Raw genomic sequence first — 14,332 nt, 5'->3', positions numbered from 1 at the left:
CCGAGTCGTGAGGTGAAAGCCATGTCACTGCTCTCCAGCGTCACGTCCCCGGCGGACCTCAGATCCCTCCCGGCCGCCGAGCTGCCCCGGCTCGCCGACGAGATCCGCGACTTCCTGATCGACGCCGTCACCCGCACCGGCGGCCATCTGGGGCCCAACCTCGGCGTCGTCGAACTGACCATCGCGCTGCACCGGGTCTTCGACTCCCCGCGCGACCGGATCGTCTGGGACACCGGCCACCAGAGCTACGTCCACAAGCTGCTCACCGGCCGCCAGGACTTCTCCCGGCTGCGGGCCAGGGGCGGCCTGTCCGGCTACCCGTCGCGCACCGAGTCCGAGCACGACGTCGTCGAGAACTCGCACGCCTCCACCGCGCTCTCCTACGCGGACGGCCTGGCCAAGGCCAACCAGCTGCTCGGGAAGAACGACCCGGTGGTGGCCGTCATCGGCGACGGCGCGCTCACCGGAGGCCTCGCCTGGGAGGCGCTCAACAACATCGCCGACGCCAAGGACCGGCCGCTGGTCATCGTCGTCAACGACAACGAGCGCTCCTACGCCCGGACCATCGGCGGACTCGCCAACCACCTCGCCGCGCTGCGCACCACCCAGGGCTACGAGCGCTTCCTGTCCTGGGGCAAGGAGGCACTGCAGCGCACCCCGGTGGTCGGCCAGCCGATCTTCGACGCGCTGCACGGCGCCAAGAAGGGCTTCAAGGACGCCTTCGCCCCGCAGGGCATGTTCGAGGACCTCGGCCTGAAGTACCTCGGCCCGATCGACGGCCACGACCTCACCGCGCTGGAGTCCGCGCTGGTCAAGGCGCGCGGCTTCGGCGGCCCGGTGATCGTGCACTGCCTCACCGTCAAGGGCCGCGGCTACCGGCCCGCCGAACAGGACGAGGCCGACCGCTTCCACGCCGTCAACCCGATCGACCCCTACACCTGCCTGCCGATCGCGCCCAGCGCCGGCGTCTCCTGGACCTCGGTGTTCGGCGACGAGCTGCTGGCCCTCGGTGCCGAGCGGCCGGACGTGGTGGCGATCACCGCGGCGATGCTCCAGCCGGTCGGGCTGGCCAAGTTCGCCAAGGCCCACCCCGAGCGGACCTTCGACGTCGGCATCGCCGAGCAGCACGCCGTCACCAGCGCGGCCGGCCTGGCCACCGGCGGCCTGCACCCGGTGGTGGCGGTGTACGCGACCTTCCTCAACCGCGCCTTCGACCAGGTGCTGATGGACGTCGCCCTGCACAGGCTGGGCGTCACCTTCGTGCTGGACCGCTCCGGCGTCACCGGCAACGACGGCGCCTCCCACAACGGCATGTGGGACCTGTCGATCCTGCAGGTCGTCCCCGGCCTGCGGCTCGCCGCCCCGCGCGACGCCGACCAGCTCCGCGCCCAGCTGCGCGAGGCCGTCGAGGTCGACGACGCCCCGACCGTGCTCCGCTTCCCCAAGGGCACCGTCGGCCCGGCCGTCCCCGCCGTCGAGCGGACCGGCGGCGTGGACGTCCTGCTGCGCACCGGGGAACTGCCGGAGATCCTGCTGGTCGCCGTCGGCACCATGGCCGGCGCCGCGCTGGACGCGGCCCGGCTGCTGCTGGCCGAGGGGTTCACCGCGACCGTCGTCGACCCGCGCTGGGTGAAGCCGGTCGACCCGGCGCTGCCGGCCCTCGCCGCCGGGCACCGGCTGGTGGTCACCGTCGAGGACAACGGCCGCACCGGCGGGGTCGGCACGGCGATCGCCCAGGCGCTGCGCGACGCGGACGTGGACGTCCCGGTGCGGGTGCTGGGCCTGCCGCAGGAGTTCCTCGGGCACGCCGCGCGCGGCGAGATCCTGGAGGAGGCCGGGCTGACCGGCACCGGGGTCGCGGCCCAGACCGCCGCCTTCGCCAAGCACCTGCTTCCGGCCCGAGGACTACCGGACCGGGGACTACCGAACCGAGGAGCGAACCAGCACCATGCCGGCTGACCCCGACAGCACCGACCGCCTCGACCGCCCCGACCCCCTGGACCGCGTGAACGGTGCGGGGCGGGGCGGGTCGCGCTTCGACCTGGCCGCCCTGCTCGCCGAGCGCGGCGGCGAGCGGTACGAGCTGCAGAGCCGCTACCTGAACCCGCAGCTGGCCCGGATGCTGCACACCATCGGCTTCGACAAGTACTACGAGCGGGCCCGGGGGCAGTACTTCTACGACGCCGAGGGCAACGAGTACCTCGACATGCTGGCCGGCTTCGGCATCTTCGCGCTGGGCCGCCACCACCCGGTGGTCCGTTCGGCCGTCCAGCAGGTGATGGACCTCGACCTGCCGGACCTGGTCCGCTTCGACTGCTCGCCGCTGCCCGGCCTGCTCGCCGAACGCCTGCTGTCCCACGCCCCCGGGCTGGACCGGGTCTTCTTCGGCAACAGCGGCACCGAGGCGGTGGAGACCGCGCTGAAGTTCGCCCGGTTCGCGACCGGCCGCAAAAGGATCCTCTACGCCGACCACGCCTTCCACGGGCTGACCACCGGCTCACTGTCGGTGAACGGGGAGAGCGGGTTCCGCAAGGGCTTCGACCCGCTGCTGCCGGACACCGCGATCCCGCTCGGCGACCTCGGGGCACTGGCCAAGGAGCTGAAGCGCGGCGACGTCGCGGCGCTGATCGTCGAGCCGATCCAGGGCAAGGGCGTGCAGGCGCCCCCGCCCGGCTGGCTGAGGGCCGCGCAGGAGCTGCTGCACAGCCACAAGGCGCTGCTGATCTGCGACGAGGTGCAGACCGGCATCGGGCGCACCGGCGACTTCTTCGCCTACCAGCACGAGGACGGCGTGCTGCCGGACCTGGTCTGCGCGGCCAAGGCGCTGTCCGGCGGCTACGTGCCGGTCGGGGCGACCCTCGGCAAGGGCTGGATCTTCGAGAAGGTGTACTCCTCGATGGACCGGGTGCTGGTGCACTCGGCCAGCTTCGGCTCCAACGCGCAGGCGATGGCGGCCGGTCTGGCGACCCTGGAGGTCATGCGGGACGAGCGGGTGGTGGAGAACGCCCGCAAGGTCGGCGACCACTTCCGCGAGCGGCTGACCGCGCTGGTCGACCGGTACGAGCTGCTCGCCGAGGTGCGCGGGCGCGGGCTGATGATCGGCATCGAGTTCGGCCGGCCGAAGTCGCTGAAGCTGCGGACCGGCTGGACGGCGCTCCAGGCGGCCCGCAAGGGCCTGTTCGCGCAGATGGTGGTCGTCCCGCTGCTCCAGCGGCACCGGATCCTCACCCAGGTGTCCGGGGACCACCTGGAGGTGATCAAGCTGATCCCGCCGCTGATCATCACCGAGCGGGACGTGGACCGCTTCATGGCGGCCTTCACCGAGGTGATGGACGACGCGCACCGGGGGAGCGGTCTGATGTGGGACTTCGGGCGGACGCTGGTCAAGCAGGCGGTCAGCAACCGCTGAGGGCGCGGGCCCGCCGGGCGTTCGCCGGACGTTCGCCGGGGTGGGAGCCGGGGTGGGAGGCCGGGGCCGGCTTCCCACCCTTCGGGAGACACCGCGTCAGAGTTCGGTCCGGCGGCGCCGGACGACGACGACGAGATCGACGACGGCGAACAGGGTGAGGATCCCGCAGGCCACGGCGAAGCCGGTGAGGGTGCCCCGGCTCGGTGCGCCGAGCGGGGGGGCGTTCGCGGCCCAGTACGCGAAGGCCGCGGTGGCCAGCGCGAACAGCGGGGTGAAGGTCAGCGAGAGCAGGTAGCGCAGCTTGAGGTCGCTGCGGGCGGTGGCGGGTTCGGAGCCGCTGCGCCACCGGCGCGGGGTGGTGGCGGGCATCCGCGGTCACCTCCGGTGCTGCCGCCTGCCGGTCCGCCCGGTCCCGCCGGTCGGCCCGGCCGGATCCGTGCGGTCGGTCTACGATTCCAGCGTACGTCCGCTGGGCGAGCCGGGGAGGGGCGATGACGGACACGGACGCGGAGGGTTACGCGGGGCTGCGGGTCGAGCGGGCCGAGGAGCTGGCCCGCCGGCACGGCTGGGCCTCGGTGCGGGTGCTGCCGCAGGGGGCGGCGATGACCATGGACTACCGGGAGGGGCGGCTCAACCTCGCGGTGCGCGACGGGGTGGTGGTCCGCAGCTGGGAGGGGTAGCCGCGGTCCGGCGCCGGGTGAGCCGGTGTTCGGCGGCGTGCACCAGGGGCTCCAGCAGCGGGAGCGAGAGCAGCACCAGCAGGCCGGCGGCCCAGCCGGCCAGCACGTCGGTGACCCAGTGGGTGCCCAGGTAGACGGTGGTGAGGCCGACCGACCAGGCGGTGGCGCCGGCCAGCAGTGCGCCGGTGCGCCGCCAGCGGACCGCCAGGTAGGCCAGCACGCCCCAGGTGACCACGGCGTTCGCGGTGTGCCCGGAGGGGAAGATGGTGCCGCCGGAGAACAGCTCGGGCGAGCCGACGTAGTGGGCGTAGTGCGGGCCGAGCCGGCCGGTGACGATCTTGACCCCGCCGACCGTGAGGTTGAGCAGCAGCAGGGCGGAGCCCATCACCAGCAGCGGCCGGATCCGTCCCAGCCGGCGGGCGCGCCAGCCGAGCCAGGCGAAGGCGGCGAGCGCGGAGGGTCCGCGCTGCCCGGCCACCACCCAGTTGTCGAGCAGGGGTTGCAGGTCGGGCCAGTGCTCGTAGGGCCGGTACAGGCGTATCCTCCAGTCCAGGTCGACCAGCGAGGTGTCCAGCAGGACGGCGGCGACCACGAGCAGGTAACCGAGCGCGGTCAGGCCCAGCAGGGCGGCCTGCCGGCGGCCGAGGGGCGGCCAGGCCGGTTCGCCGGGGCAGGGGCGCGGGCGCTCGCGGCGGGTGGTCAGGTGCTCCGGGCGGCCCGGCAGTTCACTCGGCGCTTGCACGGCGGTGACCCTACCCAGCAACGCAGGGTGATTCCCCGCCTCATTCGGAATTCCCCGGCAAAGCCGTTCTCCGATCGGCCGCGGTCTGTTTCAGGACGATCCAATGTCGTTTTCGGATCGAATGTCCGTAAGGGGTTCGTGTGCTTTTCCCCAAGTTCGGGCAAAAGGAACGGGGCGGGAGACCGGCCGCGCCGGTTCCCACCCCGTGGTAACCCTGTGTAGGTTCGGTGGCTCAGTCGAGGGGGCCGCCGGCCACGTACACCACCTGTCCGGAGACGAAGCCGGCGCCCTCGGAGGCGAAGAACGAGATGGCGTGGGCCACGTCCTCGGGCGCGCCGACCCGCTGGACCGGGATCTGGGTGGCGGCCGCGGCCTTGAAGTCCTCGAAGTCCATGCCCACCCGGGCGGCGGTGGCGGCGGTCATGTCGGTGGCGATGAAGCCGGGGGCGACCGCGTTGGCGGTGATGCCGAACTTGCCGAGCTCGATGGCCAGGGTCTTGGTGAAGCCCTGCAGGCCGGCCTTGGCGGCGGAGTAGTTGGCCTGGCCGCGGTTGCCCTGGGCGGACGAGGAGGACAGGTTGACGATGCGTCCGAATCCGGCGTCCACCATGAACTTCTGGACCGCCCGGGTCATCAGGAACGCGCCGCGCAGGTGCACGTTCATGACCGTGTCCCAGTCCGATTCGGTCATCTTGAAGATCAGGTTGTCGCGGAGCACGCCCGCGTTGTTGACGAGCACGACCGGGGCGCCCAGCTCTCCGGCGATCCGCTCGACGGCGGCCCGGACCTGCCCGGCGTCCGAGACGTCGGCGCCGACGGCCAGGGCCCGGCCGCCGGCGGCGGTGATCCGTTCGACGGTCTCCCGGCCGGCCGACTCCTCCAGGTCGAGGACGGCCACGGCGTAGCCGTCGGCGGCCAGGCGCACGGCGGTGGCGGCACCCAGTCCGCGCGCGGCGCCGGTGACGACGGCGACCCGGGGGGCGGTGGTCTGCTCGGTCATGCTCGGTCTCGTCTCTCTCGGAGGCAATCGGGCGTTGTTGCAGGTCAGTTGCAGGTGGCGGGGGGTCGCAGCGGGTCGGCCCGGTGCCGGTCGCGCTCCGGAGTCGGCCCGCCTGGGTGCCGCCCGGCGGGCCGGGGTCCAGGAAACTCCCAGGAACCGTTCGGGGGGCACTCGGGTTCCACGGGCCGCTCCGGAGGCCGGATCCGCCTCGGTGGCCACACCCTACCGGCGAGTAAGGGGCGCGGCCAGGGCGAAGGCGCAGGTGACCGTGGGTAAGGACCGACCGGTCGGCTTTCTCCTGCGAACGGGTTACCGACGGGTCGGCACGGCGAGTAAATATGCCAATGTTGCCGAACCTGCGTCTACTATCCGCCCCTGCCTGCCAGCGAGGGCCTGCCGTTTGTATAGTGTCCGCCAGCAGCCACCGGCTGCACGGCTGGAGCGCCCTCCCGAACAGCGGGACGCCCACTCGCCGTTACTGCCCCACCCGGGTGTCCCACACACACCGGGTGTGACATCGGGACGGATACATGGTGCTGGGGGAGATCCCGACGACCCGCGTGTCCGCGCGACTGCAGCAGTCGCCCGGACACCTCATCCGCGTTGCACAGCAGGTCCACACCCGTCTGTGGTCCGAACACGTCGGAGCCGACCTCACGGCTCCGCAGTTCGCTGTCCTGCTGGTCCTCGCCCTCGAACCGGGCGCCGACCAGCGCACGGTGGGCGAGCGTGCCTCGCTCGACAAGGCCACGATGGCCGAGATGGTCGCCCGGCTGGTCCGGCGCGGCCTGGTGCTTCGGCGCCGAGACCCGGCCGACGGCCGGCGCAAGCTGCTCGCTCTCTCGCAGAGCGGCGCCCAGGCTGTCCGCGAGGCCACCGGCGGAGTGGTCCGCGTGCAGCGCACGCTCTTCGAGCCGCTCACTCCGGAGGAGCAGCTGGAGATCGTCCGCGTGATGGCCAAGATAGCCAGACTGGAGCCGGCCCAGGTCGCCGTCCTCACGGACGCGCGACCGATGCTGGACGCCCAGCGGGCGATCGGCTACCTGATCCGGGTGAGCCAGCAGGTGCACACCAAGCTCTGGTCGGAGCACGTCGGTTCGGAGCTGACGGCGCCGCAGTACGCGGTGCTCGACGCCCTCGAACTGGAGCCGGGCGCCGACCAGCGCACGGTGGGCGAGCTGGCCTCGCTGGACAAGGCCACGATGGCCGAGATGGTCAGCCGGCTGGTCCGGCGCGGCCTGGTCCAGCGTCGCCGCGACCCCTCGGACGGACGGCGCAACCTGCTCTCGCTCTCACCGGCGGGACAGGACCTGCTGCACCGCTCGGCCGCGGGCGTGGCCCGGGTCCAGCAGCTGCTGCTGGCGCCGCTCGACGAGGAGGAGCACGAGGCGGCGCTCGCGCTGATCGCCAAGGCGGCCCGGCTCTAGCCGGAACGCCGCGGTTGTCAGCCAAAACGATTCACCAGTCGGTCGCCGGTCGGTCGCCAGCCGTCCGCCGGTCGATCCGGTCCCGCCGATCCCGGGCCGGTGACGGTGCGCACGGGTCAACACGCTGAAGGCCGCCCTCCCCCGAGCGGGGAGGGCGGCCTTCGGCGTTGACGCGCGGTCGGGCGGCCGCGGGCCGCCGGGGCGGTCAGTTCCAGTCGAAGCCCTGCGGGTCCGGGCCGATCCGGGTGCCGGTGGCGATGCCGGCGATCGCGGCGAGGTCCTCGGCGTCCAGCTCGAAGCCGGCGACGTCCAGGTTCTCCTTGATCCGCGACGGGGTGACCGACTTCGGGATCGCGATGATGCCGCTCTGCAGGTGCCAGCGGAGCACCACCTGGGCGACGGTACGGCCGTGCTTGGCCGCGATCCGGACCAGCTCCGGCTCGGAGAGCAGCTCCTTGCCCTGGCCGAGCGGGCTCCACGCCTCGGTGGCGATGCCGTGCTGCGCGTGGAAGGCGCGCAGCTCCTGCTGCGGGAAGTACGGGTGCAGCTCGACCTGGTTCAGCGCCGGGAGGAGCGAGGACTCCTCGGCGATCCGGGTGAGCTGCTCGGTGCCGAAGTTGGAGACGCCGACCGAGCGGACCCGGCCGTCGGCCTTCAGCTGCTCCAGCGCCTTCCAGACGTTGAGGTAGCTGCCGTGCATCGGTCGCGGCCAGTGGATGAGGTAGAGGTCGAGGTGGTCGAGGCCGAGCCGGTCCAGCGAGGCGTCGAACTCGCGCAGCACCGCGTCGCGGCCCTGCTCGCCGGACCAGTCGCGGGTGCCGGAGTTCCACAGCTTGGTGGTGATGTAGAGGTCCTCGCGGGCCACGCCGCCGGCCAGGGCCTCGGCGATCGCCTTGCCGGTGCCGGACTCGTTCTCGTAGATCGCGGCGGTGTCGATCGAGCGGTAGCCGGCCTCGATCGCGGTGCGGACGGCGGCGGTGGCCTCCGCGTCCGGCACCTGCCAGACCCCGAAGCCGAGCTGGGGGATCCGGGTGCCGTCGTTGAGCGTGACGCTGGGAATGTTGCTCACGGAAGGAGTGCCCTCTCCTGGTCGTCCCTGTGGTTCTGATGGGGCAACCGGCGCGACGGCCGGAAGTGTTCCCCGGTCGGGGAATTTTCCGACGCCTGCTACCGGCGCATGCACAACCCTAAGCCGTCGGCCGGGTGCCCGGAAAACCTGTTGCGCAGGTCACATCCGAGTTGGCAGTCTCGCTGCCATGACCTCCTGACGAACCCCACGGCCGTGACCCTACCGGCCGTCCTCCGCGTCCTCCGCCCGCACCGCCCCGGATGGGAGCGTCATGCTGCTCAAAACCCTTCCCCTGGCCGATCCCGGCCGACCGGACCTCTCCTCCCCGCTCGCCTTCCTGCGCTGGCTCCAGCGCGGCCAGCGGCGCGGGCAGGTGCTCGCCACCTGCTGGTCGGTGGTCGAGATGGGCTGCCAGGCCGCCCTGCCGGTGCCGGTGGGCCTCGGCGTCCAGGCCGTCGTCGACGGGGACTCCGGCGCCCTGTGGCGGGCCGGCGCGCTCGCCCTCGCGCTGGCCGCGGTGTCCGCGCTCGGCACCGTGCTGCTGCACCGCCAGGCGGTCTGGAACTGGATCCACGCCGCCAGCCAGGTCCGCCAGCTGGTCGCCCGCCAGGCCTCGCACCTCGGCGCCGGGCTGTCCCGGCGGATCGCCACCGGCGAGATCGTCGCGGTCGGCAGCGGGGACGTCGAGAAGATCGGCTGGTACGTCGAACTCGTCGCCCGGCTGCGCGGGGCGGTCGCGGTCTGGCTGGCGGTCAGCGCCGCGGTGCTGGCCGTCGAGCCGGTGCTCGGGCTGGCCGTGCTGCTCGGGGTGCCGGTGCTCGCGGCCTCGGTCTGGCCGCTGCTCGGACCGTTCGAGCGCCGCTACACCGAGCAGCGGGCCCTCGGCGGCAAGGCCACCGAGCTGGCCGCCGACACGGTCGCCGGGCTGCGGGTGCTGCGCGGCATCGGCGGCGAGGAACTCTTCCTCGACCGCTACCGGGCCGCGTCCCAGAAGGTCCGCGCCGCGGCCGTCCGCTCGGCCCGGATCTGGTCACTGATGCAGGCCCAGCAGGTGCTGCTGCCCGGCCTCTTCGTGGTCGGCATCACCTGGTACGGCGCCCGGCTGGCGGCCGACGGGCGGATCTCGGTCGGCACCCTGGTCGCGGTCTACGGCGCCACGGCCTTCCTCGCCGCGCCGCTGCGGATCCTCGGCGAGGCGGCGCACGCGTGGAGCGTGGCCCGGGTCTCCGCCGGGCGCGCCGTGCGGGTGCTCTCGCTGGCCCGGACGGAGGGCGGCGGGTCCGCCGGGCCGGCCGACCCGGCGCGCTCCGACCTGTTCGACCCGGTCACCGGGCTGACCGCCCGGGCCGGCGAGCTGACCGCCGTGGTCTGCGGCGACCCGGACTTCGCCGGGGCGCTCGCCGAACGGCTCGGCGGGCACGTCCCGGTGGCGGAGGACGGGCGGGCGGAGCCGTCCGTCCGGCTCGGCGGCATCGAGCTGGACGCCGTCCCGCTGGCCGAGGCACGGGCCGCGGTACTGGTGCACGACAAGGAGCCGGTGCTGCTCTCCGGCACCCTGGCGGCGCTGTTCGAGGTGCCCGCCTCCGGCCGGGTCGATCCCTGGGAGGCGCTCGCCGCGGCCCGCGCCCAGGACGTCCTGGACGCGTTGGCGGACGGGTCGCCCGAGGCCTCGGCCGAGGTGATGGCGGCGGAGATCACCGAGCGGGGGCGGTCGCTGTCCGGCGGGCAGCGGCAGCGGTTGGCGCTGGCCCGTTCGCTGCTGGCCGACCCGCCGGTGCTCGTGCTGGACGAGCCGACCAGCGCGGTGGACGCGCACACCGAGTCCCGGATCGCCGCCGGGCTGCGGAAGAACCGCGAGGGGCGCACCACGGTGGTCTTCGCCACCAGCCCGCTGCTGCTCGACCAGGCCGACCGGGTGGTCCTGGTCCGCGACGGCCGGGTGGCGGCGGCCGGCGTCCACCGGGAGCTGATGCGCGGTGAGCCGGCCTACCGGGCGGTGGTCACCCGCGCGGAGGAGCCGGCGGCGGACGGGGAGCGGCGGTGAACCGCCGGCGGCCGCCCGGCACGGCGGCGCGGGCCGTCTGCACCGGGTTCGCCGTCCGCGCCGGGTTCGCCGTCCGCATCGGGTGCGCCGGGTGCGACAACCACCGGACCGAGTCGAGGAGTGACGCATGAAGCCCCCCGTCCACCAGGAGCAGCGGCCGGCCACCACCCTGCCGGTCGGCTCCCCGGCCGCCGTGCGCGGCTATCTGCGGGTGCTGGCCCGGCGCCACCGGGGCGCCTTCTCGGGGGTGGTCGGGCTGCACGCGGTGGCCACGGTGGCCGGGCTGGTCGGCCCGTGGGTGCTCGGCACGCTCGTCGAGTCGCTGGCCACCGGCACCGCGGAGTCCACCCTCACAGTCGCCGTGGCGTGGTACCTGCTGGCGCTGGTGGTGCAGTCCGCGTTCACCTGGTGGTCGCGGCTGCGCGGCGCCGTGCTCGGCGAGCGGGTGCTGGCCGACCTGCGGGAGGACTTCCTGGTCCGCTCGGTGGCGCTGCCGACCGGCGTCCTGGAGCGGGCCGGGACGGGCGACCTGGTCTCCCGGGGCACCACCGACATCGACCGGCTGGACAAGTCGGTGCGCGAGGCGGTGCCGGAGCTGGCCGTGGCGATCGTCTCGCTGCTGCTGGTGTTCGGCGCGCTGGTGGTCACCTCGCCGCCGCTCGCGCTCACCTCGCTGATCGGCCTGCCGCTGCTGCTGGCCTCCTCCCGCTGGTACTTCCGGCGCGCCCCGCAGTCCTACCGCAACGAGTCGGCGGGCTACGCGGCGGTGAACTCCGTCCTGGCCGAGACGGTCGACGCCGGGCGGACGGTGGAGGCGCTGCGGCTGGGAGAGCAGCGGGTCCGGCTGACCGACCGCAAGCTGGCGGAGTGGATCGCCTGGGAGCGGTACACCCTCTGGCTGCGCTCGGCCTGGTTCCCGACCGTCGACGCGGCGTACACCCTGGCCGTGCTCGGTCCGCTGGTGTTCGGCGGGCTGTTCGCCCTGCGCGGCTGGATCACCGTGGGCCAGCTGACCACCGGGGTGCTCTACGCCCAGGCGCTGGTCGCGCCGGTCGATCTGATCCTGCGCTGGTACGACGAGCTGCAGATCGGCCAGGCCTCGCTGGCCCGGCTGGTCGGCGTGCACGAGGTGCCGCAGACGCAGGGCGACGACGAGGTCCGGCCGAGCGGGCGGCGGGTCGAGGCGCGGGACGTGCGCTTCGGCTACCGGGAGGGCGCCGACGTGCTGCACGGCATCAGCCTGGACGTCGCGCCCGGCAGCAGGGTGGCGCTGGTCGGACCCTCCGGGGCGGGCAAGTCCACCCTGGGCCGGCTGCTGGCCGGGATCTACGCGCCGGGCCGGGGCAGTGTGACCCTCGGCGGGGCGGCGCTGTCGCGGATGCCGGCCGAGCGGGTGCGCGCCGAGGTCGCGCTGGTCAACCAGGAGCACCACGTCTTCGTCGGCACCCTGCGCGACAACCTGCGGCTGGCCGCGCCGGGGGCCGACGACGCCGAGCTGCGCCGGGCGCTGGACGCGGTGGACGCCGGGGCGTGGGTGGACGCGCTGCCGGCCGGGCTGGACAGCGAGGTCGGCTCCGGCGGCACCGCGCTGACGCCGCCGCAGGCCCAGCAGCTGGCGCTGGCCCGGCTGGTGCTGGCCGATCCACACACCCTGGTGCTGGACGAGGCCACCTCGCTGCTGGACCCGCGGGCCGCCCGGCACCTGGAGCGTTCGCTCTCCCGGGTGCTGGAGGGTCGGACGGTGATCGCCATCGCGCACCGGCTGCACACCGCGCACGACGCGGACGTGATCGCGGTGGTCGAGGACGGGCGGATCAGCGAGTACGGCAGCCACCCCGAGCTGGTGGCGGCCGGCGGCCCGTACGCGGCGCTCTGGCGCTCCTGGCGCGACGAACACTGACGGGGCGTGGCAGGGGAGTGACGGGAGGTGGGCCCGCACGGGACCGGACGGTCCCGTGCGGGCGACTCCCCGGCCGCGTATACGGGCAAATGTGTCCAAGCGCCCTCAGAATGCTCGGGTGACCAAGATTTCGGACTCCTCCGGTGCCAAGCGCAGTGAGATCGGCGGGATTCCCACCCGCTACATCGGGATCGGCGTCATCGTCGTCCTCGCGGTGTGGTTCCTGTTCGCCAACCTCGACAAGGTGAAGATCCAGTTCTGGGTGTTCACCGTGACCGCTCCGCTCTGGATCGCCCTGCTGGCCACCCTGCTCGCCGGCGCGGCGCTCGGGTGGCTGCTGAAGGGGCGGCGCGAGAGGTGAGCGCCGCCGCCGAGCCGCCCGCCGCGCCCGGCCCCGGCGGCTTCACCCCGTTGATCGAGCTGCGCGGCGTCAACAAGCACTTCGGGGCGCTGCACGTCCTCCAGGACATCGAGCTGACCGTCGGCCGGGGCGAGGTCGTGGTGGTGATCGGCCCCTCCGGCTCCGGGAAGTCCACGCTCTGCCGGGCCATCAACCGGCTGGAGCCGGTCGAGTCGGGCTCCATCGTGATCGACGGCCGGCCCCTGCCGGAGGAGGGCAAGGGGCTGGCCCGGTTACGTGCCGAGGTCGGGATGGTGTTCCAGTCCTTCAACCTGTTCGCGCACAAGACCGTGCTGCAGAACGTCTCACTGGCGCAGGTGAAGGTGCGCGGGCGGAGCCGGGCGGAGGCCGACACCAAGTCCCGGGCGCTGCTGGAGCGGGTCGGGCTGGCCGCGCACGCGGACAAGTACCCGGCGCAGCTCTCCGGCGGCCAGCAGCAGCGGGTGGCGATCGCCCGGGCGCTGGCGATGGACCCCAAGGCGCTGCTGTTCGACGAGCCGACCTCGGCGCTCGACCCCGAGATGATCAACGAGGTGCTGGAGGTGATGCGCCGGCTGGCGCACGAGGGCATGACGATGGTCGTGGTGACCCATGAGATGGGGTTCGCCCGCGCCTCCGCCAACCGGGTGGTCTTCATGGCCGACGGGCGGATCGTCGAGGATCGCGCCCCGGAGGACTTCTTCGGCGCCCCGGAGAGCGAGCGCGCCCGGGACTTCCTCTCCAAGATCCTGAAGCACTGAGGCCGGGCCGTGAAGAGGATCGTGACCCTGGCGGCGACCGCGGCGCTGCTGCCGGCCCTGCTGCTGTCCGGCTGCGGCAAGGAGGGCACCCCGCCGCCCAAGGGGCCGCAGCCCAGCTCGCTGCCCAGCTACCAGGTGGCGGCCGGCACCCCGGTGAGCGGCTCGCCGACCCTGGACGCGGCCCGCGGGCGCGGGCACCTGGTGGTCGGCGCCAAGGAGGACCAGCCCTACCTGGGCCAGAAGAACCCGGCCACCGGCGAGTACTCCGGCTTCGACATCGAGATCGCCAAGATGGTCGCCGCCGACCTCGGGTTCGGCCCGGACCGGATCGAGTTCCGGACCATCGCCTCCGCCAACCGCGAGACCGCGCTGCAGAACGGCCAGGTGGACTACTACGTCGGCACCTACACCATCAACGACAACCGCAAGAAGCTGGTCGGCTTCGCCGGACCGTACTTCCTGGCCGGGCAGTCGCTGCTGGTGCGCAAGAACAACAAGGACATCAACGGCCCCGAGGACCTGGACGGCAGGAAGGTCTGCTCGGCGGCGGGCTCCACGCCGTACCAGCGGATCCAGAAGCAGTACCCGAAGGCGGAGCTGATCGGCTACGACACCTACTCGGCCTGCGTGGACAACCTGATCACCTCCCAGGTCGACGCCGTCACCACGGACAACACCATCCTGCTGGGCTACGCGGCCAAGGTGCCGGACGAGCTCAAGGTGGTCGGGCCGCTGTTCTCCCAGGAGCCGTACGGGATCGGCACGCCGAAGAACGACACCGTGCTGCGCGCCGCGCTCAACGACGCGCTGGCGCACCACGAGGAGAACGGCGACTGGAAGAAGGCGTTCGACGCGACCCTCGGCCTGTCCGGGGAGCCCGCGCCCGCCCCGCCGCCGATCGACCGGTACTGAGGAGGGGCC

Annotated in this window: 13 protein-coding genes; 9 read left to right on the top strand and 4 right to left on the bottom strand. The window is 73.3% G+C overall.

Annotated features, from left to right (window positions below; genetic code table 11):
* The first annotated feature begins 21 nt into the window (after positions 1-21).
* Both dxs and ACFC0B_RS12185 read left to right on the top strand, forming a co-directional pair.
* The gene (gene dxs, locus ACFC0B_RS12190; protein ID WP_376085198.1) at positions 22-1,959 is read left to right on the top strand and encodes a 1-deoxy-D-xylulose-5-phosphate synthase; all 1,938 of its coding nucleotides are present in this window, start codon (positions 22-24) and stop codon (positions 1,957-1,959) included.
* The gene (locus tag ACFC0B_RS12185; protein ID WP_376085196.1) at positions 1,949-3,409 is read left to right on the top strand and encodes an aspartate aminotransferase family protein; all 1,461 of its coding nucleotides are present in this window, start codon (positions 1,949-1,951) and stop codon (positions 3,407-3,409) included. The genes dxs and ACFC0B_RS12185 overlap by 11 nt, the downstream gene beginning before the upstream one ends.
* Positions 3,410-3,505: 96 nt before the next feature.
* Here ACFC0B_RS12185 and ACFC0B_RS12180 read toward each other — a convergent pair whose 3' ends face one another.
* Entirely contained in the window at positions 3,506-3,778 is a 273-nt protein-coding gene (locus ACFC0B_RS12180) for a DUF6343 family protein (protein ID WP_376085194.1), read from the bottom strand.
* 122 nt (positions 3,779-3,900) lie between these two features.
* On the opposite strand from ACFC0B_RS12180, the gene ACFC0B_RS12175 reads away from it, so the two are divergent.
* Entirely contained in the window at positions 3,901-4,089 is a 189-nt protein-coding gene (locus ACFC0B_RS12175; RefSeq protein ID WP_030392181.1) for an I78 family peptidase inhibitor, read from the top strand.
* Here ACFC0B_RS12175 and ACFC0B_RS12170 read toward each other — a convergent pair.
* Together ACFC0B_RS12170 and ACFC0B_RS12165 are read right to left on the bottom strand one after the other, a co-directional pair.
* Entirely contained in the window at positions 4,040-4,831 is a 792-nt protein-coding gene (locus tag ACFC0B_RS12170) for a phosphatase PAP2 family protein (RefSeq protein ID WP_376085192.1), read from the bottom strand. The two genes, ACFC0B_RS12175 and ACFC0B_RS12170, sit on opposite strands and share 50 nt — an antisense overlap.
* A gap of 232 nt (positions 4,832-5,063) precedes the next feature.
* Positions 5,064-5,831, bottom strand: a complete 768-nt coding sequence (locus ACFC0B_RS12165) for an SDR family oxidoreductase (protein ID WP_376085190.1) — start codon at positions 5,829-5,831, stop codon at positions 5,064-5,066.
* Between the two features lie 560 nt (positions 5,832-6,391).
* On the opposite strand from ACFC0B_RS12165, the gene ACFC0B_RS12160 reads away from it, so the two are divergent.
* Positions 6,392-7,258 carry a MarR family winged helix-turn-helix transcriptional regulator gene (locus ACFC0B_RS12160; protein WP_376085188.1) on the top strand — a complete coding sequence of 289 codons (867 nt, stop codon included), beginning with the start codon at positions 6,392-6,394 and terminating at the stop codon, positions 7,256-7,258.
* A 205-nt stretch (positions 7,259-7,463) separates the two neighbouring features.
* Here ACFC0B_RS12160 and ACFC0B_RS12155 read toward each other — a convergent pair whose 3' ends face one another.
* Entirely contained in the window at positions 7,464-8,327 is an 864-nt protein-coding gene (locus tag ACFC0B_RS12155; RefSeq protein WP_376085186.1) for an aldo/keto reductase, read from the bottom strand.
* Positions 8,328-8,598: 271 nt separating this feature from the next.
* On the opposite strand from ACFC0B_RS12155, the gene ACFC0B_RS12150 reads away from it, so the two are divergent.
* From ACFC0B_RS12150 to ACFC0B_RS12130, 5 genes are all read left to right on the top strand, one after another.
* Complete coding sequence (locus ACFC0B_RS12150) at positions 8,599-10,371, top strand: ABC transporter transmembrane domain-containing protein (protein WP_376085184.1); 1,773 nt, start codon at positions 8,599-8,601, stop codon at positions 10,369-10,371.
* A 127-nt stretch (positions 10,372-10,498) separates the two neighbouring features.
* Positions 10,499-12,271: an ABC transporter ATP-binding protein gene (locus ACFC0B_RS12145; RefSeq protein WP_376085182.1), complete on the top strand. Its 1,773-nt coding sequence runs from the start codon at positions 10,499-10,501 to the stop codon at positions 12,269-12,271.
* A gap of 118 nt (positions 12,272-12,389) precedes the next feature.
* Entirely contained in the window at positions 12,390-12,632 is a 243-nt protein-coding gene (locus ACFC0B_RS12140) for a lipopolysaccharide assembly protein LapA domain-containing protein (protein ID WP_376085180.1), read from the top strand.
* 50 nt (positions 12,633-12,682) lie between these two features.
* Positions 12,683-13,411 (top strand): amino acid ABC transporter ATP-binding protein, encoded by a 729-nt coding sequence (locus ACFC0B_RS12135; RefSeq protein ID WP_376085941.1) that lies wholly within the window; start codon positions 12,683-12,685, stop codon positions 13,409-13,411.
* Between the two features lie 9 nt (positions 13,412-13,420).
* Complete coding sequence (locus ACFC0B_RS12130) at positions 13,421-14,323, top strand: glutamate ABC transporter substrate-binding protein (RefSeq protein WP_376085178.1); 903 nt, start codon at positions 13,421-13,423, stop codon at positions 14,321-14,323.
* The last annotated feature ends 9 nt before the right edge of the window (positions 14,324-14,332 follow it).

This window comes from Kitasatospora sp. NPDC056184 (assembly GCF_042268405.1).
Classification (GTDB): domain Bacteria; phylum Actinomycetota; class Actinomycetes; order Streptomycetales; family Streptomycetaceae; genus Kitasatospora.
The sequence above is the reverse complement of the archived record's forward strand: the minus strand, read 5'-3'. Positions and strand labels throughout refer to the sequence as shown.

What these genes read in the sequence shown, in the direction of transcription:
- dxs (WP_376085198.1), top strand. Translation starts at nt 22, where the DNA reads ATGTCACTGCTCTCCAGCGTCACGTCCCCGGCGGACCTCAGATCCCTC.
- ACFC0B_RS12185 (WP_376085196.1), top strand. Translation starts at nt 1,949, where the DNA reads ATGCCGGCTGACCCCGACAGCACCGACCGCCTCGACCGCCCCGACCCC.
- ACFC0B_RS12180 (WP_376085194.1), bottom strand. Translation starts at nt 3,778, where the DNA reads ATGCCCGCCACCACCCCGCGCCGGTGGCGCAGCGGCTCCGAACCCGCC.
- ACFC0B_RS12175 (WP_030392181.1), top strand. Translation starts at nt 3,901, where the DNA reads ATGACGGACACGGACGCGGAGGGTTACGCGGGGCTGCGGGTCGAGCGG.
- ACFC0B_RS12165 (WP_376085190.1), bottom strand. Translation starts at nt 5,831, where the DNA reads ATGACCGAGCAGACCACCGCCCCCCGGGTCGCCGTCGTCACCGGCGCC.
- ACFC0B_RS12150 (WP_376085184.1), top strand. Translation starts at nt 8,599, where the DNA reads ATGCTGCTCAAAACCCTTCCCCTGGCCGATCCCGGCCGACCGGACCTC.
- ACFC0B_RS12145 (WP_376085182.1), top strand. Translation starts at nt 10,499, where the DNA reads ATGAAGCCCCCCGTCCACCAGGAGCAGCGGCCGGCCACCACCCTGCCG.